The sequence below is a fragment of the Kitasatospora sp. NPDC001159 genome, assembly GCF_053598235.1.
Map to the genome: position 1 here is coordinate 1 of NZ_JBSFJV010000115.1, position 22,728 is coordinate 22,728.

Sequence of the window (22,728 nt, forward strand, 5' to 3'; positions counted from 1 at the left end):
CGCATCGCGTACACCACCGCCTCCATCCTGGAGTGCAGTTGGAGTTTCTCCAGGATGTTGCGCACGTGGTTCTTCACGTTCGGGGCCGGGTTCGTCAGCGTTCGAGTGGCGCTTGTCGCTCGTCCGGGTGGCGACGCGACGGGAAGTGGTCGCGCAGTGTAGCTGGTCACCTACGCTGTGCCGGTTGCCTGCTGTCGAGCTTTCTGGAGTCACGGTGCTGACCGACCCGGACCGCGCTGATCTGCCGACCCCCGCCCCGCCCCGGGCCGACCCGGCCGCCGCCCGGACGGGCCGTCGCCGCCGACGGGCCGTCGCGCTGGCGCTGCTCGCTGCCGTGCCGGTCCCGCTGGTCGCCCTCGGTGCGGCGGGCCCGGCCGAGGCGCAGCGCCGGGTGGTCGGCGGCAGCATGGTGAGCACCGCGGACCACCCGTGGATCGTGGCGCTGGCCAGCCGCCAGCAGTTCGGCAGTGGGCGCTCCGGCCAGTTCTGCGGGGGTGCGCTGGTCACCCCGACCAAGGTGGTGACGGCGGCGCACTGCTTCCACGACGAGGCCAAGGGGCGGGTGGACCGGCCGGGGCTCAAGGTGGTCGTGGGTCGGGACGACATGCGCGGATCGGCCGGCCGTGAGGTGGCCGTCCGGTCGGTCTGGATCCACCCCGACTACGACTTCGCGGCGAACCTGAACGACGTCGCGGTGCTCACCCTCGCCGACTCCCAGGGCTCCCGGCCGGTGGTCGAGCTGGTCGGCCAGGGCGAGAGCGCGCCGTACGCGGCCGGGACCAGGGCTCGGGTGTACGGCTGGGGCGACACCAGCGGTCGGGGCGACTACTCGCCGGTGCTACGCGGGGCGGACGTGTCGATCGTCTCGGACCAGACCTGCGCGCGTGCCTACCCGGGCGGGCAGGAGGGTAAGTTCGATGCCCGGGGCATGGTCTGCGCGGGCGAGGAGAAGGGCGGGAAGGACGCCTGCCAGGGCGACAGCGGTGGCCCGCTGATCGTCGGCGGGCGGCTGGTCGGCCTGGTCTCCTGGGGGACGGGCTGCGCCGAGGCGGCCCACCCCGGCGTCTACACCCGGCTGTCCTCGGTCACGGGCGCGGTGCGCTCCGCGCTGTGAGCGTCGCCGCGCGTGATGGCGCGGTGACGTTCTGACGCCGTTTCGGGCCCGGGCGACCCGCGAACCAGGTGTCCGGAACGGGCGAACGTGCGAGAACCGTCCGGAGAACAGCTGAGCCGGGTGGCCGGCCCGCTGGGGGACCGGCCACCCGGCTCACCGGTCGCGCGCGGTGTGCGACCGGACACAGCTCGACGCTGGCTGCTGGTTGCGGCGCCTGTGAATCAGCGCTCGTCGTCCGCGGCCGTCGTGGTGGTGCTGGTGGTGAGACGGCCGCTCTCGTCCTGTATCTCCACGGCGATCTTCTTGAGCTCGGGCTCGAACTTCCGGCCGTGGTGGGCGCAGAAGAGCAGCTCTCCGCCGCTGGCGAGTACGACGCGCAGGTAGGCCTGGGCGCCGCAGCGGTCGCAGCGGTCAGCCGCGGTGAGCGGGCTCGCAGGTGTCAGAACAGTAGTCACGTCGCCTCTTCTCTAGCTCGACGAGCTGTCGTACCAGGGTCAACATCCAACCAGGCCGAAAACGTTCCCGCTCGTGGCTTTTCTTCTCTGAGGATTCTGCTGTGTTGATGAGGACGTGCCCCGGGCGTCGGTGGTTCATGCGTGCCGAATTCCGGGATCCGCCCATCGCTCGAACGCCCGATCGGGATCGGGTGCGAGGTCCGCGTAGCATAATCCTCTGCCGGGTTGGAGCATAAGCCCCGTCCAGGGCCCCGGTAGCCTGCATAACGGCAGTTCCGGGGCCTGCGCCGGGCCCCACGATCCGCCAGGACCGGTGGTACCGGGAGGAGATGGGGCCCCGGGGCCCACACCCGGGCGCGGTCCTTGTTCGCGCAGCGCGTACAAGCTGCGCAGGGCCGTCCCGTCGTGCTGTGCACCCGGAGCAGGGGTGCAAGCACACAGAGCGACGACTGTCGGTGCGGCGTGCTGCACTGGCGGTTGGTCCGGATGCGTCCGGATGTGACCGATGAGACAGAACTTCACCGAGGAGAGTGCCGCGTGAGTGCCGAAACGACCGTGCCGTCCGCGCTGCTGGCCGGCGACGACGGTTCCAACTACACCGCGCGGCACCTGCTCGTCCTGGAGGGCCTGGAGGCCGTCCGCAAGCGCCCCGGCATGTACATCGGCTCGACCGACAGCCGCGGCCTGATGCACTGCCTCTGGGAGATCATCGACAACTCCGTCGACGAGGCGCTGGGCGGCTACTGCGACCGCATCGAGGTCCTGCTGCACCCCGACTCCTCGGTCGAGGTCCGCGACAACGGCCGCGGCATCCCGGTCGACGTCGAGCCCAAGACCGGGCTGTCCGGCGTCGAGGTCGTGATGACCAAGCTGCACGCCGGCGGCAAGTTCGGCGGCGGCTCCTACGCGGCCTCCGGCGGTCTGCACGGCGTCGGCGCCTCGGTCGTCAACGCGCTCTCCGCCCGACTGGACGTCGAGGTCGACCGCAGCGGCCACACCCACGCGATCAGCTTCCGCCGCGGCACCCCCGGCATCTTCACCGAGGCGAGCCCGGACGCGCCTTTCGAGCCCGCCAACGGCCTCAGCCGGACCCGCAAGGTGCCGAAGACCCGCACCGGCACCCGGATCCGCTACTGGGCCGACCGGCAGATCTTCCTCAAGGACGCCAAACTCTCCCTGGAGAACCTGCACAACCGCGCCCGGCAGACCGCCTTCCTGGTCCCCGGCCTGACCATCGTCGTGCGTGACGAGCGCCTCACCGAGAGCGAGCAGGTCGAGGAGTCGGTCTTCCACTACGACGGCGGCATCGCCGAGTTCTGCGAGTTCCTGGCCCCCGACAAGCCGGTCTCCGACGTGCTGCGGCTGCGTGGTGAGGGCACCTTCAAGGAGACCGTGCCCGTCCTGGACGAGCTCGGTCACATGACTCCCACCGAGGTCACCCGCCACCTCGGGGTGGACATCGCGCTGCGCTGGGGCACCGGTTACGACACCACCCTGCGCTCCTTCGTCAACATCATCGCCACCCCCAAGGGCGGCACCCACGTCACCGGCTTCGAGCGCTCGCTGGCCAAGACCGTCAACGAGGTGCTGCGCGCCAGCAAGCTGCTGCGCGTCGCCGAGGACGACATCACCAAGGACGACGCCACCGAGGGCCTCACCGCGGTGGTCACCGTCCGGCTCGCCGAGCCGCAGTTCGAGGGCCAGACCAAGGAGGTGCTCGGCACTTCGGCGGCCAACCGGATCGTCGCCGCCGTCGTCGCCAAGGAGCTCAAGGCCTTCCTCACCTCGGCCAAGAAGGACGAGAAGCTGCAGGCCCGGGCCGTGCTGGAGAAGGTCGTCGCGGCCGCCCGCACCCGGGTCGCCGCCCGCCAGCACAAGGAGGCCCAGCGCCGTAAGACCGCGCTGGAGACCAGCTCGCTGCCCGCCAAGCTGGCCGACTGCCGCAGCGACGACGTCGAGCGCAGCGAACTGTTCATCGTCGAGGGTGACTCCGCGCTCGGCACCGCCAAGCTCGCCCGCAACTCCGAGTTCCAGGCGCTGCTGCCGATCCGCGGCAAGATCCTCAACGTCCAGAAGGCCTCGGTGAGCGACATGCTCAAGAACGCCGAGTGCGCCGCGATCATCCAGGTCATAGGAGCCGGCTCGGGCCGCACCTTCGACATCGACCAGGCCCGCTACGGCCGGGTCATCTTCATGGCCGACGCCGATGTCGACGGATCGCACATCCGTACCCTGCTGCTGACCCTCTTCCACCGCTACATGCGGCCGATGGTCGAGCAGGGCCGGGTCTTCGCGGCCGTGCCGCCGCTGCACCGGATCGAGCTCACCAACCCCAAGCGCGGCCAGGAGAAGTACCACTACACCTACTCCGACGCCGAACTGCGCTCCACCCTGCTGGAGTTCCAGCGCAAGGGGATGCGCTGGAAGGAGCCGGTGCAGCGCTACAAGGGTCTGGGCGAGATGGACGCCGACCAGCTGGCCGAGACCACCATGGACCCGCGCCACCGCACGCTGCGCCGGATCAACCTGGGTGACCTGGAGCAGGCCGAGAAGATCTTCGACCTGCTGATGGGCAACGACGTCGCCCCGCGCAAGGAGTTCATCGTGGACTCGGCGGCCACCCTGGACCGCTCGCGCATCGACGCCTGATCCCGGTCGTTCCGGGACGGCCCTCCACCCACGGGTGGAGGGCCCTCGCGCTGTCGGTTCCACCCGGGGTCCACCCCGGCTCCGATCAGCGGGAACCGTCGGATCCGTAGCGTCGGAGAGGTCAGCAACAAGCCTTTCCCCGGGACGGAGAAATCCCATGAGCGAGCGTGGCGAGCGAATCATCGAAAGGCGCGTGTGGGCGGATGCCCCTGCCCAGCGCAGCGAGGTGGCGGCATGAGTTCCGTAGCCAGCCTCCTCGTGATCGCCGCGGTGGTGGTCCTGGTGGTCCAGCGCCAGATGCGCGTCCAACGCCTGGACACCGAGCGCCGCTTCTGGCTGCTGCCGCTCATCCTGGGCGTGCTCGCGCTGCGCGATCCGCAGATCATCGACCACCAGCACACCGCGCTTTCGGTCACCCTGCTGGCCGCCGGGATGGTCACCGTGCTCGCGATGGGCACCGTCTGGGGCTGGACCGTCCAGATCTGGCGGGCCTCGGACGGCACCGTCCTGCTCAAGGGCTCCAAGGCCACCCTGGCCGCCTGGGGCGGCATGATCGCCATCCGGATCGGGCTCTACGCGATCGGCTCGGCCCTGCACGTCCACCAGGCGGGCAGCGCGCTGATGCTCGGCATGGCGGTCCTGCTGCTGGTCCGCTCGCTCGTGGTGAACTGGAGGGTCCGGACGCTGGAGCCCGCGCAGACCATCCCCGTCCTGCACTGACCCACTGCCGTGAGCACCGAGGAGGCACCCGTGGCCGGGTGGTACTGGACCCGCTGGCCGTCCCGCGAGGGGCTGGAGCGCGAGGCCGAGAGCCAGCCGCGGCGGGTCCTCACCGTGCTCGGCCGGATCGTCCTGCTGGCCGTCGTCGGCTGGGGGACCTTCTCCGACGGGAAGTACGCCGGCTGGGCCGTGGTGGCCGCGGCGGCCGGACTGGCCGCGGCCGTCGCGCTGTGCGCCCTCTACCTCCAGGCCAGCCGGGAACAGGGCCCGACGGCCTCGTACCTGCTGGCCACCGCCCTGGTCGGCGCCGCCTGGCTGGCCAACTGGGGGCGGGCCTACACGCTCGCCGACCTGCTCTGGATCGGGCTGGCCGTGATCGCCCTGGTCCGGCTGCCGCCCGCGCCAGCGCTGCTCACCGCGACGGCCGCGCTGGGCTCGTACACCGCGGCCTCCTGGGCGAGCTGGCTCAGCATCGCCGCCACCATCGGCGGGGTCACCCTGCTCGGCTTCCTGCTGCGGCTGGACATCGAGGCGCGCGGGACCGCCCGTCGGCTGCTCACCCAGGAGCGTGCCGCCCGGGCCGCCGAGGCGGAGAGCGCGGCGCTCGCCGAACGGGCCAGGATCGCCCGGGAGATCCACGACGTGCTCGCCCACAGCCTCTCCGCGCAGCTGGTCCACCTGGAGGCGGCCCGGCTGATGCTGGACGCCGGGACGGAACGTGAGCAGATCCGCGAACGGGTCGTCGCCGCCCGGCGGATGGCGCAGGACGGACTGGCCGAAACCCGCCAGGCGCTGTCCGCGCTGCGCGGGGAGCTGACCCCGGTCGGGGAGTTCCTGGTGGAGCTGACCGAGGGCGAGCGGGCCGTGCTCATCGTCACCGGTACGCCCCGGCCGCTGGCCGCCGAGGCGGGCCTCGCGGTGCGGCGCACCGCGCAGGAGGCGGTGACCAACGTCCGCAAGCACGCGCCGGGCGCCCGGTGCACCGTCGAACTGCGCTACTTGGACGGGGCGGTGGAGCTGGAGGTGCGCAACACCCGGGCGCCGCGCGGCGAGTCCTCCGGGGAGCTGGCCGGCAGCGGCAGCGGGTACGGTCTGCTGGGGATGCGCGAACGCGCGGAGCTGCTCGGCGGCACCCTGCTGGCGGGCCCGGAGGACGGAGGGTGGCGCGTGTTGCTACGGGTGCCGGCATGACCGGGGCGGTCACCAGAGTGCTGGTGGCGGACGACCAGACGGTGGTGCGCGAGGGCATCGTGATGCTGCTGGGGTTGCTGCCCGGCATCGAGGTGGTCGGCGCGGCGGCGGACGGTGAGGAGGCCGTCGCCCTGGTGGAGCGTCATCACCCGGACGTGGTGCTGATGGACCTGCGGATGCCGCGGGTGGACGGCGTCGAGGCGACCCGGCGGATCCGGGCCGCCCACCCGGAGACCGAGGTCGTGGTGCTCACCACCTACGCCGACGACGACTCGCTGTTCCCGGCGCTGCAGGCCGGGGCGCGCGGCTACCTCACCAAGGACGCCGGCGGCGAGGAGATCGCGAAGGCCATCGCGGACGTCCGGGCGGGCGCGGCCGGTCTCTCTCCACAGGTCCAACTCCGGCTGCTGGAACGACTTTCGGAGAAGCCGGCCCAGCCTGCGACGGCGGCCGAGCGGTCCGCCGCCCGGCCCGGGGAGCTGCCGGACGGGCTGACCGTGCGGGAGGCCGAGGTGCTCGCGCTGATCGCCGAGGGGCTCTCCAACACCGAGATCGCCCAGCGGCTGTTCGTCAGCCAGGCCACCGTGAAGACCCACATCAACAACCTGTTCGCCAAGACCGCGGTACGGGATCGGGCACAGGCCGTCGCGTACGCCTTCCGACACGGAATCACCGGTATGCAGCAGTAGTCCGATGAGTATCCGTCAGATAATCGATCACCTTATCGAGTGAAGGTATCGGCGATGGTCGGAGGCGGTGTCCGGCGGCCCCCATGATGGTTCGGGTCAGAACGCCCGGCCCGGCCCAGGAGCAGCAGTGCCACAGCAGCAGACCAGCAGTCCCGGCCAGGGGCAGCGATTCGACTGGTGGGCCGTTCCGGCCGCCGCCACCGCGTCCGAGTCTGCTGCCGCACCCCGCCGAACGGCCGTACCGGCCCAGCCGGCACCGGTCCGCACCTCCCCCGTTCAGCCCACGGCCGCCGCGGCCGAGCCGGTGGCCGCGCCAGCCGTCCCGCGCCGGCAGGAGTCGGCGCCGGAGAGCGCCACCGACAGCACCGAGGTCTACCGGACGGTCCAGGCCAGCGCCGCCTTCCAGGACATCCGCCGCAGCTACCGGGCGTTCGTCTTCCCGGTCAGCGGTGCCTTCCTCGGCTGGTACCTGATGTACGTCGCCGCCGAGGCCGTCGCCCCCGGCGTGATGCGCACCGGGGTGGCCGGCCCGCTCAACGTGGCCTGGCTGCTCGGCCTGCTGCAGTTCGCCACCACCTTCCTGCTCACCTGGCTCTACGCCCGCAACGCCCGGACCAAGCGCGACCGCGCCGCCCTGGGCCTGCGCTGGGACACCCAGGACCAGCTGCGATGACGACCCTGATGACCGCGGTGACGACCACCGCCACCCCGCCGCCCGTCGCCCCCACCGGCGACCACCACGACCTGGCGATCGTGCTGTTCGCCGTCATCGTCCTGGTCACCCTGGGCATCACCTTCTGGGTCGGCCGCCAGGGCAACGCCGCCGAGGACTTCTACGTTGGCGGCCGCGACTTCACCCCGCTGCAGAACGGCTTCGCCCTCTCCGGTGACTACCTCTCCGCCGCCTCCTTCCTCGGCGTCGCCGGGCTGATCGCCCTGTACGGCTACGACGGCGTGCTCTACAGCATCGGCTTCCTGGTCGCCTGGCTGGTCGTGCTGATGCTGGTCGCCGAACTCGTCCGCAACGCCGGCCGGTACACCCTCGCCGACGTGCTCGCGCTGCGGCTGCGCCATCGCAAGGTGCGCGCCGCGGCCGGCGGCGCCAGCGTCGTGGTCACCCTGCTCTACCTGGTCGCCCAGATGGTCGGCGCCGGCTCGCTGGTCGCCCTGCTGCTCGGCACCGACAGCTCCCAGGCCCGGACCTGGACCATCGTCGCGGTCGGCGCCCTGATGATCGTCTACGTCACGGTCGGCGGGATGCGGGCCACCACCTGGATCCAGATCGTCAAGGCCTTCCTGCTGATCGCCGGCTCGGGGCTGCTGACCGTGCTGCTGGTGATCCGCTTCCACGGCGACCTGTTCGAGCTGATGCGCCAGGCCGCCCAGCACAGCGACGTCGGGCACCGCTACCTCGAACCCGGCCTGAAGTACGGCACCACCCTCACCAGCCGACTGGACTTCTTCAGCCTGGGCCTGGCCCTGGTGCTGGGCACCGCCGGCCTGCCGCACATCCTGTCCCGCTTCTACACCGTGCCCACCGCGCGGGCCGCCCGCCGCTCCACGATGTGGGCGATCGGGCTGGTCGGCGGCTTCTACCTGATGGCCATCGCGCTCGGTCTCGGCGCCACCGCGCTGGTCGGCTCGGCCGAGGTGCGGCACGCCAACTCGGCCGGGAACACCGCCGTTCCGCTGCTCGCCCTGGTGCTCGGCGGCGGCAACGGCAGCACCGGCGGGGTGGTGCTGTTCGCGCTGATCTCGGCGATCGCCTTCGCCACCATCCTCGCCGTGGTCGCCGGGTTGACCCTGGCTTCCTCGGCGGCCTTCGCCCACGACATCTGGGCCGGGGCCTGGCGCGGCCGCCCCCGGCGCGGCCGTCCGGACGAGGTCACGGAGAAGCCCAGCGAGCAGCAGGAGGTGGTGGTCGCCCGGTTCGCCGCTGCCGGGATCGGCGCGGCCGCGATCGCGATCAGCCTGTTCGCCCAACAGCTGAACGTCGCCTTCCTGGTCGGCCTGGCCTTCGCGGTGGCCGCCTCCGCCAACCTGCCGGTGCTGCTGTACAGCCTGTTCTGGTCGCGGTTCACCGCCCGGGGCGCGGTCTGGTCGGTGTACGGCGGGCTGGTTCCGGCGATCGTGCTGGTGTTCTTCTCCCCGGTGGTCTCCGGCACCAAGGCGGCGCTGTTCCCCGGCGTCGACTTCCACTGGTTCCCGCTGGAGAACCCCGGCATCATCTCCATCCCGCTCGGCTTCCTGGCCGGCTGGATCGGGACGCTCACCTCGCCCGAGCCCGCCGACGCGGACCGCTTCGCCGAGCTGGAGGTGCGTGCCCTCACCGGTGCGGGCGCGGCCTAGGGTCTGCCCTGAGCGCCGCGCCCCGGGGAACCCCGGCGGGCCTGGGGCCGCCGGGGTTCCCCCATGTCCGCGTTCCCGGCAGGGATCCGGGAGGACAGGCCCTACGTCCTGGCGGCCAGCCCGTAGCGGTGCTCCGGGCGGCCGGTGTCGCCGTAGCGCAGGGTCAGCCGCAGCCGGCTGTCCCGTTCCAGCTGCTTGAGGTAGCGCTGCGCCGTCGAGCGGCTGAGCCCGGTGGCGTCGGCGACCTCCTGGGCGGACAGCGGCCGGCCCGCCCGGCGCAGCACGCCCAGCACCAGGTCGGTGGTCGGCGCCGAGTGCCCCTTGGGCAGGGCCCCGACCGGGGCGGAGGCGCTGCGCAGGGTCGCGAACAGCCGGTCGACCTCGTCCTGGCCGGCCTCCCGGGCCGGTGCGGCCAGCGCGTGCCGCAGCTGCGCGTAGGAGACCAGCTTCTCCCGCAGTCCGGCGAAGGTGAACGGCTTGACCAGGTACTGCAGGGCGCCGTGCTGCATCGCGGCGTGCACGGTGGAGACGTCCCGGGCGGCGGTCACCATCATTACGTCGCAGGCCACCTGGCGTTCCCGCAGCCGACGGACCAGGGTCAGGCCGGTCTCGTCCGGCAGGTGGTGGTCGAGCAGCAGCAGGTCCACCGGGCGGCGCTCCAGCGCGGCCAGCGCCTCCCCGGCCGAGTGGGCGGTGCCCGTCACCCGGAAGCCCGGCACCTTGGCCACGTAGGCGGCGTGCACGTCCGCGACCCGGAAGTCGTCGTCCACCACGAGTACGTCGATCATCACGCCTCCACGAGCTGAGTGGTGAGCAGGGCCTCGGGCAGCTCGACGGTGAACCGGGCGCCGCCGAGCGGGCCGGAGTCGAGCACGATCCGGCCGCCGGTCCGTTCGACCAGCCGCCGCACCATGGCGAGGCCCAGCCCGCGCGGACGGTGCGCGGGCGCGTCCTTGCTGGTCCACCCCTCCTCGAAGACCTGCTCGCGCAGCTCCTCCGGTACGCCCGGGCCGCTGTCCGCGACCTGCAGCAGCAGGGTGGAGCGGGCCGCGGCCAGCGTCACCTCCACCCGACCGCCCGGGCCTGTCCGCGGCGCCGACGCGTCCACCGCGTTGTCGATCAGATTGCCGAGCACCGTCACCAGCGCCCGGGCGTCCACCACCGCATCCGGCAGGTGGGCCGCCGGGGCCAGCACCAGCCGTACCCCGCGCTCGCCGGCCACCGCCGTCTTGCCCGCCAGCAGGGCTGCCACGTGCGGGTCCTGCACCTGTTCGGCGATCCGGGCGGCGACCGCGGCGTGCGAGCCGGACTGCTCGGAGATGAAGGCCACGGCCTGCTCGTGGCGGCCGAGCTCCAGCAGGCCGAGCAGGGTGTGCATCCGGTTGGCGTGCTCGTGGTCCTGGGCGCGCAGCGCCTCGGTCAGGCTGCGGGTGGTGTCCAGTTCGCGGACCAGCGACTCCAGCTCGGTGCGGTCGCGCAGCGTCACCACCGCGCCGCCCACGGGCCTGTCCGTGTGCTCCCGCCTGCCGGGCGGACGACGGGAGCTCGAAGACAGGCCAGGTGTGGTGGCCATCCGGTTCACCACGAGGACCCGGTCGTCCCGGACGGCCGGCAGGTCGGCGCCGGTGATCCGGCCGGTCAGCACGTCGGTCAGCCGGCCCGGCGGCAGCACCTCGGCGATCGGGCGGCCGGTGCAGTCCTCGGGCAAGCCGAGCAGGCGGATCGCCTCGTCGTTGGCCAGCCGGATCCGGCCGCGCTCGTCCAGTGCCACCATGCCCTCGCGGATGCCGTGCAGCATCGCCTCGCGTTCGACCAGCAGCGCGGAGATGTCGGCGAGCGCGATGTTGTGGGTGCGGCGCTTGAGCCGGCGGGCCAGGGCGAGGGTGGCGATCGTACCGGCGGCCAGGCCCGCTCCGGCGCACAGCAGGATGCCGGTGAGCATCTTCAGCAGCCGGCGGCGGATCGAGTCGTCGCTGATGCCGACCGACACCTCGCCGACGATCCGGCCGTCCGCCATCCGCAGCGGCACCTTGCCGCGGGCGGTGCGACCCAGGGTGCCCTGCTGGATGGCGGTGATGCTGCGGCCGTTGAGGGCGGGCTCGGGGTCGGTGCTGACCCGGTGGCCGATCCGGCCCGGGTCGGTGTGCGAGAGGCGGATCCCGTCCAGGTCGGTGACCACCACGAAGCTGGCGCCGGTGGCCAGCCGGATCTGCTCGGCGTTGCGCTGCGCGGTCACCACGTCGCGGGCGTCGGCGGCCCGGGCGATGGTCTCGTCGGTGGCGGTGGCCTGGGCGATGGACAGCGCGCGCTGCATCGCGTCGTGGTCCAGCTCGCTGCTGACCGGGGCCAGGAACAGCCCGGCGGTCACCGTGGTGACACCGAAGGTGACGACGGTCTGGCTCAGCAGCAGTTGGGCGAAGACCCGGCGGGGCCAGCGGGGGAGCTTCATCCGGGCCTCCTCTCGGCGGCTGCGGGGTGGTGCGGGCGGGGGGTTGGGACACCCTATGTTTCCGCCGTGTTTCTGTCAGCCGCGTCCCCGCAGTTGTAGCGGAAGCAAAACGAGCAGAACACCCCTCAATGCGGAGAAGTCGCACTACGCGAAGAAGGCTCCCGCCGGGGCCCGGACCGCTCCTACCTTTCCGGGGCAAGCACTGACCCGGGAGGAACGCATGACCAATACCCCGGCGATCGAGCTGACCGGCGCGACGAAACGCTTCCGCACCCCCTCCGGGGCCCTGCACACCGCCGTCCGCGATCTCGATCTGACCGTCGCCCAGGGCGAGTTCGTCGCCGTCGTCGGCCCCACCGGCTGCGGCAAGTCCACCACGCTGACCCTGGTCAGCGGCTTGGAGGAGCCCACTGAGGGCGAGGTCCGGGTGTACGGCGAGCCCGTGCGCGGGATCGACTCCCAGGTCGGGTTCGTCTTCCAGCAGGACGCCGTCTTCCCCTGGCGCACCGTGCTGTCCAATGTGATGGCCGGGCCGCGCTTCCGCGGCGTGCCGGCCACCGAGGCCAAGGAACGGGCCCGGGACTGGCTGGGCCGGGTCGGTCTGGCCGCATTCGAGGACCGCTACCCGCACCAGCTGTCCGGCGGCATGCGCAAGCGGGTCGCGCTCGCCCAGACCTTCGTCAACGACCCGGCGATCCTGCTGATGGACGAGCCGTTCTCGGCGCTGGACGTGCAGACCCGCGCCCTGATGTCCGACCAGCTGCTGGAGCTGTGGGCCGGGACCGGTTCTTCTGAAAACGCAGCGTCGGTCGTCTTCGTCACCCACGACCTGGACGAGGCCATCGCGCTCGCCGACCGGGTCGTGGTGATGACCGCCGGACCGGCCACCGTCAAGGAGGTCTTCACCGTCGACCTGCCACGACCGCGCACCGTGGAGGCCGTCCGGCTGGAACCGAGGTTCGTCGAGCTGTACCGCGAGATCTGGGCCTCGCTCGGCGAAGAGGTGCGCATCACCCGGGAGAGAGGAGCGGGTCGTGCAGCTTGAGACCGCGTCCGCGTCGGCCGTGCCGGGAAAGCCCGCGGCTGCCGCGACGAGAACCGAGGCCCGTGAACGGGCGGCCCGCAACCGGAGGTTGGGCGTCCACGGGGCCCGGATCGGGGTGCTGCTGGCCTTCCTCGGGCTGTGGGAGCTGTGCGCCCGGACGAACGTCATCGACCCGTTCAACTTCTCGCAGCCGTCGAGGATCTGGGACCAGATCTGGCAGTGGGTCAGCCACGGCACCGCGCAGGGCTCGCTCGGCGAGCAGATCGGCTACACCCTGTACGAGGCGCTCACCGGCTGGGTGCTCGGCGTCATCGGCGGTGTGATGCTGGGCATCGCGCTCGGCCGAATCCGCTTCCTGGCCGATGTGCTCGGGCCGTACATCAAGGTGCTCAACGCCATCCCGCGCATCGTGCTCGCCCCGATCTTCCTGATCTGGTTCGGCCTCGGCCCGGCCTCCAAGGTCGCCTCCGCGGTGGTGCTGGTGTTCTTCCCGGTGTTCTTCAACGCCTTCCAGGGCGCCCGCGAGGTGGACCGCAACCTCGTCGCCAACGCGCGCATCCTCGGCGCCGACAACCGCAGGGTCACCCTGCAGGTGGTCATCCCCGCCGCCACCACCTGGATCTTCACCAGCCTGCACGTCAGCTTCGGCTTCGCGTTGATCGGCGCGATCGTCGGCGAGTACATCGGCGCCACCAAGGGCCTGGGCCTGATGGTCGCCGCCGCCCAGGGCACCTTCAACGCGGCCGGGGTGTACGCGGCCATGACCATCCTCGCGGTCGTCGCGCTGGTGACCGAGGGGCTGCTGACCTACGCCGAGAAGAAGCTGTTCCGCTGGAAGCCCGCGGACGCGGGCGACGGCCGCTGACCACCTTTCCACGTCCGCAAGAGAGGCACCCCCCACCATGCGTAGACCAGTCGTCGCCGCCCTCGCCGCCGTCCTGCTCCTCCCGCTCTCCGCCTGTGCCAACGACGCCGCCACCTCCACCCACGGCGCCGCCGCCCCGGCCGGCCAGCAGGTCGACGGGCCCAAGGTCAAGATCATGGTCGGCGGCCTGGACAAGGTCATCTACCTGCCCGCGATGCTCACCCAGCGGCTCGGCTACTTCGCCGACGCCGGAGTCAACGTCGAGCTGATGAGCGAGCCGGCCGGCGTCAACGCCACCACCGCGCTGCTGGCCGGCGACGTTCAGGGCGCCGTCGGCTTCTACGACCACACCATCGACCTGCAGGCCAAGGGCAAGCACGTCGAGTCCGTGGTGCAGTTCGCCCAGGCCCCCGGCGAGGTCGAACTCGTCTCCGCCAAGCAGGCCGACGCGATCAAGTCCGGCGCCGACTTCAAGGGCAAGAAGCTCGGCGTCACCAGCATCGGCTCCTCCACCGACTTCCTCACCAAGTACCTCGCGGTCGAGAACGGCACCGCCGTCAGCGAGTTCAGCCCGATCGCGGTCGGCGCCGGCCAGACCTTCACCGCCGCGCTCCAGCAGGGCAGCATCGACGCCGGGATGACCACCGACCCGACCGTCGCCAACGTCCTCGACGAGGGCCTCGGCAAGATCCTCTACGACATGCGCACCCCCGAGGGCTCGCGCCAGGCGCTCGGCGGGCTCTACCCGTCGTCCTCGCTGTACATGAACACCGAGTGGGTGGAGAAGAACAAGGACACCACCCAGAAGCTCACCAACGCCTTCGTGAAGACCCTCAAGTGGATGTCCACCCACACCCCGGAGGAGATCGCCGCGAAGATGCCCGCCGACTACGCGCAGGGCGGCGCCGAGCAGTACGCGGCGGCGATCAAGTCGACCCTGCCGATGTTCACCACCGACGGGGCGATGCCGGCCGACGGTCCCAAGACGGTGCTCGCGGTGCTCGCCGCCTTCCACCCGGACGTCAAGGGCAAGGAAGGGACGATCGACCTGTCCAAGACGTACACCACGGAGTTCGTCGGCAAGGCCGCCGGCTGACGCCCTGCCGTCGCCGCGGTCCCGCGCTCACCCCCACGGGCGCGGGGCCGCCGCGGCGTCCGGACCCGTTCTTCCGTTCGGACCGCTGTCAGACCCCGCGGACGCTCAGCACGTCCATCCGCGAGGGCGTTCCCGCCGCCTTGCCGCAGCTCTCCGGACGCGGCGGTTCGCTCACCGTCTCGATCACGTCCACCTCCCAGGCCCGGCCGTCCCGGTGGATCACCCGGACCAGCCAGCGGCCCTCGCCGTCCGGCCGCTGGGTCAGCGTCAGCGCGTCCACCCCGGTCTCGCCGGTCGCCAGCCGCACGGCGTGCTCCGCCGCCTGGCCCGGGCGCTCCCAGCCCGAGCAGCCCCTCGCCCACTCCGGCACCATGTGCCCGGCCGCCGTCGCGGCCAGCACCTCCTTGGCGGTCTCCGGCGTCAGCCGCCCGTACGCGTAGCCGTACGGCAGCACCAGCATCGTGGGGGAGAAGCGGTGCCCGCCCAGGTGAGTCACCTCCCACACCTCGCTGTGTCCGGCCGCCGCCAGCTCCGCCGCGAGCGGACGGCCCAGCAGCGCGCAGCAGCGGTCCCGCCGCCCGTTGGTGCACACCATCGCCAGCGGACCGCCGACGTGCTCCACCCCGAAACCCGTGTGGTTCCCGGCGCCCAGCGCCGCGAAGTCCAGCCCCAGCAGTTCCGCCGGATCCGCCACCTGCGCCCGGCGCACCCAGCCGCGGCCCGGCACCGTGTGCGCCACGACCACCTCGTGCCGCGACGTCGGCAGGCAGTCCGCGTGCCGGCCCGGCCGCCGGATCAGCGCGATCCGCACCCCCGTCCCCGCCGCGGCCGCGTTCAGCGCCCGCCCCACGGCCGCGTCCAGGTGGCTCTCGCCCAGCGCCTTCGCGCCCCAAGGCCCGGTCTGCTCCAGCAGCAGCCAGGTGGCCGCGACCGCGGCCGTGGCGGTCAGCGGCTCCGAAAGTTCACGCGACACGGTCGCACAGGTGCTCACCCGCGTAAGGCTACCCTCAGCGGTTCGGCCCAGCCCAGGTGCGTCGGAGAGCGGGGAGCCCGCAGGCACCCCGCCCTCCGTACGCGCTGTCCCGTTACGCCGGGCCGGCGACCACGGCGATCGGGGTGGTCACCGGGGTGCCCGAGCCGTCACGGCGCGGGTCGCGCTCCGGCAGGTCGACCGGGGCGCCCTTGGCGGTGGCGGCCCGGGCGGGCGCGGCGCCGGCCCAGGCGAAGGCCAGGCCGTCCTCACCGCGCAGGAAGCGCTGGCAGCGCACGCCGCCGGTGGCGCGGCCCTTGCGCGGGTACTGCTCGAACGGGGTGACCTTCCAGCTGGCCTGCTCGACACCGGACAGCGTGCCCGAGGCGGCCGCCACCGAGACCACCACCGCGTCCGCGGCCGGGTCCACCGCCGTGAAGGACAGCACCCGGGCGCCGTCCGACAGCTTGACGCCCGCCATGCCACCCGCCGGGCGGCCCTGCGGACGGACCTGGCCCGCCGGGTAGCGCAGCAGTTGGGCGTCCGAGGTGATGAAGACCAAGTCCTCCTCGCCGGTGCGCAGTTCGACCGCGCCCACCAGCTCGTCGCCGTCCTTGAGGGCGATCACCTCGAACTCGTCCTTGTTCGCCGGCCACTCCGGCACCACCCGCTTCACCACACCCTGCACCGTGCCCAGCGCCAGGCCCGGCGAGGACTCGTCGAGCGTGGTCAGCCCGAGCACCCGCTCGTCGGCCTCCAGCCGCAGGAACTCGCCCACCGCCGCACCGCCGGCCAGCGTCGGCGACGGCGTCGGCGGCAGCGCCGGCAGGTCGATCACCGGCAGCCGCAACACCCGGCCCGCCGAGGTCACCACACCCACGTCCGCGCGCGCCGTCGCGTGCACCGCCGACACGATCACATCGTGCTTGGAGCGCTTCTCCGACACCTCGAACGGCTCGCCGTCCGCCGTCCGCGCCAGCAGCCCCGTCGAAGACAGCAGCACCCGGCACGGGTCGTCGGCGACCTCCAGCGGCACCGCCAGCGTCGCCGACGGAACCGCCCCCGCCTCCAGCAGGACCGTGCGCCGCTCCGTCCCGAACTGCTTGGCCACCGCGCCCAGTTCGGAGGAGACCACGCTGCGCAGTTTGGTGTCCGACTCCAGGATCTCGGTCAGGTCCGCGATCTCCGCGGTCAGCTTCTCCTTCTCCTGCTCCAGCTCCACCCGGTCGAAGCGGGTCAGCCGCCGCAGCGGGGTGTCCAGGATGTAGGCCGTCTGCGTCTCCGACAGCGAGAAGCGCTCCATCAGGCGCTCCTTCGCCTGCTGGGCGTTGTCACTCGACCGGATGATCGCGATGACCTCGTCGATGTCGACGAGCGCGACCAGCAGACCCTCGACCAGGTGCAGCCGCTCCTCGCGCTTGCGCCGACGGAAGTCGCTGCGCCGGCGCACCACCGTGAAGCGGTGGTCGACGTAGACCTCCAGCAGCTCCTTCAGCCCGAGCGTCAGCGGCTGGCCGTCCACCAGCGCCACGTTGTTGATGCCGAAGGTCTCCTCCATCGGCGTCAGCTTGTAGAGCTGCTCCAGCAGGGCCTCCGGCACGAAGCCGTTCTTCACCTCGATCACCAGCCGCAGCCCGTGCTCGCGGTCGGTCAGGTCCTTGACGTCCGCGATGCCCTGCAGCTTCTTCGCGTTGACCAGGTCCTTGATCTTCGAGATGACCTTCTCCGGGCCGACGTTGTACGGCAGCTCGGTCACCACGATGCCCTTGCGGCGGGCCGTCACCGACTCCACCGTCGCCGTCGCCCGGATCTTGAAGGTGCCGCGGCCCGACTCGTACGCGTCCCGGATCCCCGACAGGCCCACGATCCGCCCGCCCGTCGGCAGGTCCGGACCGGGCACGAACCGCATCAGCGTGTCCAGGTCCGCGTTCGGATGCTTGATCAGGTGCCGGGCCGCCGCCACCACCTCGGACAGGTTGTGCGGCGGCATGTTCGTCGCCATACCGACCGCGATGCCCGTCGCGCCGTTCACCAGCAGGTTCGGGAATGCGGCCGGCAGCGCCAGCGGCTCCTGCTCGCTGCCGTCGTAGTTCGGCCCGAAGTCGACGGTGTCCTCGTGGATCGACTCCACCATCGCCATCGAGGCGGCCGTCAGCCGCGACTCGGTGTAGCGCATCGCGGCCGGCGGGTCGTCGTTGCCCAGCGAACCGAAGTTGCCGTGCCCGTCGATCAGCGGCAGCCGCATCGAGAACGGCTGCGCCATGCGCACCACCGAGTCGTAGATCGACGCGTCACCGTGCGGGTGCAGCCGACCCATCACCTCGCCCACCACCCGGGCGCACTTCACGTGCGCGCGGTCCGGACGCAGGCCCATCTCGTTGGCCTGGTACAGGATCCGGCGGTGCACCGGCTTCAGACCGTCCCGCGCGTCCGGCAGCGCACGCGAGTAGATCACCGAGTAGGCGTACTCCAGGAAGGAGCCCTGCATCTCGTCCACGACGTCGACGTCGAGGATCCGCTCCTCGAAGTCTCCGGGCGGCGGGGTCTGCGAACTGCGGCGGGCCATCGCGGCGGGGCTCCCTTACGTGTCGTCGGTCGGTCGTCGGCCGTCGTCGGTCGGTCGGACGGGCCTTGCCGTCCTGCTTGGCCGCCCTGCCGCCGGACCCGTCAACCGGGCGCCGTCAACAGGGCGCGGCGCCCCCATTGTGGACCCTCCCGCCGACACTCCCGGTCAGCGGCCCTCTTCCGCCCCTGGCGAACGCCCCGTCCGCGCGGACACAAACACGCCATCCACGCGTTGCACCACAATGGGGGACGCCACACGAACCCCGACATCGACGACGGGAAGGACCCGAGCGCATGGCCAACCCGGCCCCCGCCTCCAGCCGAGGCATCGCCATCACCGAGCACCGCCTGGCCAACGGCCTGCGTGTGGTCCTCTCCGAGGACCACCTCACCCCGGTCGCCGCGGTCTGCCTCTGGTACGACGTGGGCTCCCGCCACGAGGTCAAGGGCCGCACCGGCCTCGCCCACCTCTTCGAGCACCTGATGTTCCAGGGCTCCGCCAACGTCTCCAACAACGGCCACTTCGAACTCGTCCAGGGCGCCGGCGGCTCGCTCAACGGCACCACCAGCTTCGAGCGGACCAACTACTTCGAGACCATGCCCGCCCACCAGCTGGAGCTCGCCCTCTGGCTGGAAGCCGACCGGATGGGCTCGCTGCTCGCCGCCCTCGACGAGACGTCCATGGAGAACCAGCGCGACGTCGTCAAGAACGAGCGCCGCCAGCGCTACGACAACGTCCCGTACGGCACCGCCTTCGAGAAGCTGACCGCGCTCTCCTTCCCCGACGGCCACCCGTACCACCACACCCCGATCGGCTCCATGGCCGACCTGGACGCGGCCACTCTGGAGGACGCCCGCGCGTTCTTCCGCACCTACTACGCGCCCAACAACGCCGTGCTGTCAGTCGTCGGCGACATCGACCCCGAGCAGACCATCGCCTGGGTCGAGAAGTACTTCGGCTCCATCCCCGCCCACGACGGCAAGCAGCCCCCGCGCTCCGGCGAACTCCCCGACACCATCGGCCGCGAACTGCGCGAGGAGATCCGCGAGGACGTCCCCTCCCGCGCCCTGATGGCCGCCTACCGCCTGCCGCACGACGGCACCCGGGAGGCCGACGCCGCCGACCTCGCCCTCACCATCCTCGGCAGCGGCGAGTCCAGCAGGCTCTACAACCGGCTCGTCCGCCGCGACCGCACCGCCGTCGCCGCCGGCTTCGGCCTGCTCCGGCTCGCCGGCGCACCCAGCCTCGGCTGGCTCGACGTCAAGACCTCCGGCGACGCCACGCTCCAGCAGATCGACGCCGCCGTGGACGAGGAACTCGCGCGCTTCGCCGCCGAGGGCCCCACCGCCGAGGAGCTGGAGCGCGCCCAGGCGCAGATCGAGCGCGAGTGGCTCGACCGGCTCACCACCGTCGCCGGCCGCGCCGACGAACTCTGCCGCTACGCCGTCCTGTTCGGCGACCCCAAGCTGCTGAACGACGCCCTCCCCAAGGTCCTCGACGTCACCGCCGAAGAGGTCCAGGCCGTCGCCAAGGCCCGGCTCCACCCCGACAACCGGGCCGTCCTCGTCTACGAGCCGACCGACGCCGCTTCCGACGCCGCTTCCGAAGAGGAGGGTGCCGCCGTATGAGCACCGACTACGTCCCCGCGATGACCTTCCACCCCCAGCCCCAGCCCGGCACCCCCAGCCCCTGGGCCTTCCCGGCCCCCGAGCGCTCCGCCCTCGGCAACGGGATCACCGTCCTGCACTGCCACCGGCCCGGCCAGCAGCTGGTCGCCGTCGAGGTCCTCCTCGACGCCCCGCTCGCCGCCGAGCCCGAGGGCCTCGACGGCATCGCCGCGATCCTCGCCCGCGCGCTCAACGAGGGCACCGACACCCTCACCGCCGAGGAGTTCGCCGCCGAGCTCGAGCGCGCCGGCGCCACCCTGGACGCGCACGCCGACCACCCGTGCATCCGGGTCTCCCTGGAGGTCCCGGCCTCCCGGCTGCAGCGCGGCCTCACCCTGCTCGCCGACGCCCTGCGCGCCCCAGCCCTCCCCGCGGAGGAGATCGAGCGCCTGGTCGCCAACCGCCTGGACGAGATCGTCCACGAGCAGGCCAACCCCGCCCGGCGCGCCGCCAAGGCCCTCTACGCCGAGCTCTTCGACGCCGCCGACCGCCTCTCCCGGCCCCGCAGCGGCACCGCCGACACCGTCAAGCCGATCGACCGCGCCGCCGTCAAGGCCTTCTACGAGGCCCACGTGCGCCCGGCCACCAGCACCGTCGTCGTGGTCGGCGACCTCACCGGCGTCGAGCTGCCCGCCCTGCTGGAGAGCACCCTCGGCACCTGGACCGGCTCCGCCGCCGAGCCCTCCGCGCACGCCGCCGTCACCGGCGACGACCGCGGCCGCGTCGTCATCGTCGACCGCCCCGGCTCCGTCCAGACCCAGCTGCTCATCGGCCGGATCGGGCCCGACCGCCACGACCCGGTCTGGGCCGCCCAGATCCTCGGCACCTATTGCCTCGGCGGCACCCTCACCTCCCGCCTGGACCGCGTCCTGCGCGAGGAGAAGGGCTACACCTACGGCGTCCGCGCCTTCGCCCAGCCGCTGCGCTCCACCGCCGACGGCAGCGGGCGCGCGCTGCTCGCCATCAGCGGCTCGGTGGACACCGCCTCCACCGCCCCCGCGCTCGCCGACACCTGGACGATCCTGCGCACCCTCGCCGCCGAGGGCCTCACCGACGCCGAGCGGGACGAGGCCGTGCAGTTCCTGGTCGGCGTCGCGCCGCTGAAGTACGAGACCGCGGGCTCGGTCGCCGGCACCCTGGCCGACCAGGTCGAGCAGCACCTCGCCGACGACTACCAGGCCGAGGTCTACCGCCAGCTCGCCGAACTGCCCACCGCCGCGGCCACCGAGGCCGTGGTCGCGGCCTTCCCGCCGGACCGCCTGGTCACCGTCCTGGTCGGCGACGCCGCCGCGATCGAGGCGGATGTGCGGGCGCTCGGGATCGGCGAGGTCACCGTCGTCAGCTGACGCCGCTGTCGCCGTCGTCCGGCCCGGTGGAGCGCACCCGCTCCGCCGGGCCGGACGCGTTTTTAAATCCGTTGCGGGCCCGGCCCGTTCCGTGGATAGATGTTCCCGGCGCGCAACACGTGCGAACTGCGACGAACGTGAAGGGAGGCGGTCACCATGCGGGTCGAGCGAGCCATACGACGACGCTCCCCAAGGCCGTACCTCCCCTGTTCCGCTTCGGCTGCCTGAGCGCACCCGCCCCTGAACTTCCCCGAGCCGCACCGGGATTCTTAGCGCGGCACCCTCATTTCCCATGAACCACCCGGCCCGTGGAGGTCGTTCAACCATGACGTACACCGAAGTGCCCGGCATCCGGGTGCCGATCCGGATGTGGACCGACCCGGCGACGGTCGAGGGCCAGGCCATGCAGCAGCTGCGCAACATCAGCTCCCTGCCCTGGCTGCACGGCCTCGCCGTGATGCCCGACGTCCACCTGGGCAAGGGCGCGACGGTCGGCTCCGTCATCGCCATGAAGGGCGCGGTCTGCCCGGCGGCCGTCGGCGTCGACATCGGCTGCGGGATGAGCGCGGTGAAGACCTCCCTGACCGCCAAGGACCTCCCGGACGACCTGTCCCGCCTGCGCTCCAAGATCGAGCAGGCCATCCCGGTCGGCCGCGGCCTCCACACGGACCCGGTCGACCCGGCCAAGCTGCACGGCTTCCGCGCGGCGGGCTGGGACGATTTCTGGCAGCGCTTCGACGGCGTGGCGGAGGACGTCAAGTGGCGCCGTGAGCGGGCGATGCAGCAGATGGCGACGCTCGGCGGAGGAAATCACTTCATAGAAATGTGCGTCGATACGACTGGCGCCGTCTGGCTGATGCTGCACTCCGGATCACGGAACATCGGCAAGGAGCTGGCGGAGCACCACATGGGCGTCGCCCGGTCGCTGCCGCACAACCAGGGCCTGATCGACCAGGACCTCGCGGTGTTCATCGCGGACACCCCGCAGATGGTCGCCTACCGTCAGGACCTCTTTTGGGCGCAGGAGTACGCGAAGCACAACCGCGCCCTGATGATGGCGCTCTTCCAGGACGTCGTCCGCCGCGAGTTCGCCAAGGCGAAGGTCGGCTTCGACGAGGTCATCAGCTGTCACCACAACTACGTGGCGGAGGAGACCTACGACGGTGTCGAGCTGCTCGTGACCCGCAAGGGCGCGATCAAGGCCGGCAGCGGCGACTACGGGATCATCCCCGGCTCCATGGGGACGGGCTCCTACATCGTCCGCGGCCTGGGAAACAAGGCGGCGTTCAACTCCGCCTCGCACGGCGCCGGCCGCAAGATGAGCCGCAACGCCGCGAAGAAGCGGTTCACCACGCGGGACCTGGCCGAGCAGACCAAGGGCGTGGAATGCCGCAAGGACAGCGGCGTGGTGGACGAGATCCCGGGCGCCTACAAGAACATCGAGCAGGTCATCGAGCAGCAGAAGGACCTGGTCGAGGTGGTCGCGCACCTCAAGCAGGTGGTCTGCGTGAAGGGCTGACCGAAACGGATCGGGGTGGGGCCCCCGTGTGGGGGGGC

Annotated in this window: 18 protein-coding genes and 1 pseudogene; 13 read left to right on the forward strand and 6 right to left on the reverse strand. The window is 72.0% G+C overall.

Features of this window, described 5'->3' with window-relative positions; genetic code table 11:
- Positions 1-77: pseudogene (locus ACWC9T_RS35510) on the reverse strand (LuxR C-terminal-related transcriptional regulator); the annotation flags it as partial.
- 107 nt (positions 78-184) lie between these two features.
- Here ACWC9T_RS35510 and ACWC9T_RS35515 point away from each other — a divergent pair.
- Positions 185-1,114: a S1 family peptidase gene (locus tag ACWC9T_RS35515; protein ID WP_449825176.1), complete on the forward strand. Its 930-nt coding sequence runs from the start codon at positions 185-187 to the stop codon at positions 1,112-1,114.
- A 221-nt stretch (positions 1,115-1,335) separates the two neighbouring features.
- Here ACWC9T_RS35515 and ACWC9T_RS35520 read toward each other — a convergent pair whose 3' ends face one another.
- Complete coding sequence (locus ACWC9T_RS35520; protein ID WP_350581040.1) at positions 1,336-1,569, reverse strand: DUF7455 domain-containing protein; 234 nt, start codon at positions 1,567-1,569, stop codon at positions 1,336-1,338.
- Between the two features lie 537 nt (positions 1,570-2,106).
- Between ACWC9T_RS35520 and ACWC9T_RS35525 the strand changes: the two genes are divergently transcribed.
- The 6 genes from ACWC9T_RS35525 (at position 2,107) to ACWC9T_RS35550 (ending at position 9,167) form a co-directional block, all read left to right on the forward strand.
- Positions 2,107-4,218, forward strand: coding sequence for a DNA gyrase/topoisomerase IV subunit B (locus ACWC9T_RS35525; RefSeq protein ID WP_449825177.1), 2,112 nt, complete (start codon positions 2,107-2,109; stop codon positions 4,216-4,218).
- A 234-nt stretch (positions 4,219-4,452) separates the two neighbouring features.
- A complete protein-coding gene (locus tag ACWC9T_RS35530; protein ID WP_449825178.1) occupies positions 4,453-4,938 on the forward strand; it encodes a DUF1453 domain-containing protein in 486 nt (161 codons plus the stop codon).
- A gap of 30 nt (positions 4,939-4,968) precedes the next feature.
- Positions 4,969-6,129 (forward strand): sensor histidine kinase, encoded by a 1,161-nt coding sequence (locus tag ACWC9T_RS35535; RefSeq protein ID WP_449825179.1) that lies wholly within the window; start codon positions 4,969-4,971, stop codon positions 6,127-6,129.
- Positions 6,126-6,818, forward strand: a complete 693-nt coding sequence (locus ACWC9T_RS35540) for a response regulator (RefSeq protein WP_449825180.1) — start codon at positions 6,126-6,128, stop codon at positions 6,816-6,818. Before ACWC9T_RS35535 ends, ACWC9T_RS35540 begins: the two co-directional genes overlap by 4 nt.
- A 127-nt stretch (positions 6,819-6,945) precedes the next feature.
- On the forward strand, positions 6,946-7,491 hold the full coding sequence (locus tag ACWC9T_RS35545) for a DUF485 domain-containing protein (protein ID WP_449825181.1): 546 nt from the start codon (positions 6,946-6,948) through the stop codon (positions 7,489-7,491).
- Positions 7,488-9,167 carry a solute symporter family protein gene (locus tag ACWC9T_RS35550; RefSeq protein WP_449825182.1) on the forward strand — a complete coding sequence of 560 codons (1,680 nt, stop codon included), beginning with the start codon at positions 7,488-7,490 and terminating at the stop codon, positions 9,165-9,167. Before ACWC9T_RS35545 ends, ACWC9T_RS35550 begins: the two co-directional genes overlap by 4 nt.
- A 101-nt stretch (positions 9,168-9,268) precedes the next feature.
- Here the strand turns inward: ACWC9T_RS35550 and ACWC9T_RS35555 are convergent, their stop codons facing one another.
- Both ACWC9T_RS35555 and ACWC9T_RS35560 read right to left on the reverse strand, forming a co-directional pair.
- Positions 9,269-9,955: a response regulator gene (locus ACWC9T_RS35555; RefSeq protein WP_449825183.1), complete on the reverse strand. Its 687-nt coding sequence runs from the start codon at positions 9,953-9,955 to the stop codon at positions 9,269-9,271.
- Entirely contained in the window at positions 9,955-11,616 is a 1,662-nt protein-coding gene (locus tag ACWC9T_RS35560) for an ATP-binding protein (protein ID WP_449825184.1), read from the reverse strand. Before ACWC9T_RS35560 ends, ACWC9T_RS35555 begins: the two co-directional genes overlap by 1 nt.
- A gap of 220 nt (positions 11,617-11,836) precedes the next feature.
- Between ACWC9T_RS35560 and ACWC9T_RS35565 the strand changes: the two genes are divergently transcribed.
- The 3 genes from ACWC9T_RS35565 to ACWC9T_RS35575 are packed head-to-tail and all read left to right on the forward strand — an operon-like array spanning position 11,837 to position 14,622.
- Positions 11,837-12,661 (forward strand): ABC transporter ATP-binding protein, encoded by an 825-nt coding sequence (locus ACWC9T_RS35565; protein WP_449825185.1) that lies wholly within the window; start codon positions 11,837-11,839, stop codon positions 12,659-12,661.
- On the forward strand, positions 12,651-13,526 hold the full coding sequence (locus ACWC9T_RS35570) for an ABC transporter permease (RefSeq protein ID WP_449825186.1): 876 nt from the start codon (positions 12,651-12,653) through the stop codon (positions 13,524-13,526). The genes ACWC9T_RS35565 and ACWC9T_RS35570 overlap by 11 nt, the downstream gene beginning before the upstream one ends.
- 37 nt (positions 13,527-13,563) lie before the next feature.
- Positions 13,564-14,622 carry an ABC transporter substrate-binding protein gene (locus tag ACWC9T_RS35575; protein ID WP_449825187.1) on the forward strand — a complete coding sequence of 353 codons (1,059 nt, stop codon included), beginning with the start codon at positions 13,564-13,566 and terminating at the stop codon, positions 14,620-14,622.
- An 88-nt stretch (positions 14,623-14,710) separates the two neighbouring features.
- Here the strand turns inward: ACWC9T_RS35575 and ACWC9T_RS35580 are convergent, their stop codons facing one another.
- Both ACWC9T_RS35580 and ACWC9T_RS35585 read right to left on the reverse strand, forming a co-directional pair.
- Positions 14,711-15,613, reverse strand: coding sequence for a sucrase ferredoxin (locus ACWC9T_RS35580; protein ID WP_449825188.1), 903 nt, complete (start codon positions 15,611-15,613; stop codon positions 14,711-14,713).
- Between the two features lie 94 nt (positions 15,614-15,707).
- The gene (locus ACWC9T_RS35585) at positions 15,708-18,158 is read right to left on the reverse strand and encodes a DNA gyrase/topoisomerase IV subunit A (protein WP_449825189.1); all 2,451 of its coding nucleotides are present in this window, start codon (positions 18,156-18,158) and stop codon (positions 15,708-15,710) included.
- Positions 18,159-18,451: 293 nt separating this feature from the next.
- Between ACWC9T_RS35585 and ACWC9T_RS35590 the strand changes: the two genes are divergently transcribed.
- The 3 genes from ACWC9T_RS35590 to ACWC9T_RS35600 all read left to right on the forward strand — a co-directional run bounded on the left by ACWC9T_RS35590 (position 18,452) and on the right by ACWC9T_RS35600 (position 22,690).
- Complete coding sequence (locus tag ACWC9T_RS35590; protein WP_449825190.1) at positions 18,452-19,786, forward strand: M16 family metallopeptidase; 1,335 nt, start codon at positions 18,452-18,454, stop codon at positions 19,784-19,786.
- Positions 19,783-21,171: a M16 family metallopeptidase gene (locus tag ACWC9T_RS35595; protein ID WP_449825191.1), complete on the forward strand. Its 1,389-nt coding sequence runs from the start codon at positions 19,783-19,785 to the stop codon at positions 21,169-21,171. The genes ACWC9T_RS35590 and ACWC9T_RS35595 overlap by 4 nt, the downstream gene beginning before the upstream one ends.
- 325 nt (positions 21,172-21,496) lie before the next feature.
- Positions 21,497-22,690, forward strand: coding sequence for an RtcB family protein (locus tag ACWC9T_RS35600; protein WP_449825192.1), 1,194 nt, complete (start codon positions 21,497-21,499; stop codon positions 22,688-22,690).
- Positions 22,691-22,728 lie beyond the last annotated feature (38 nt).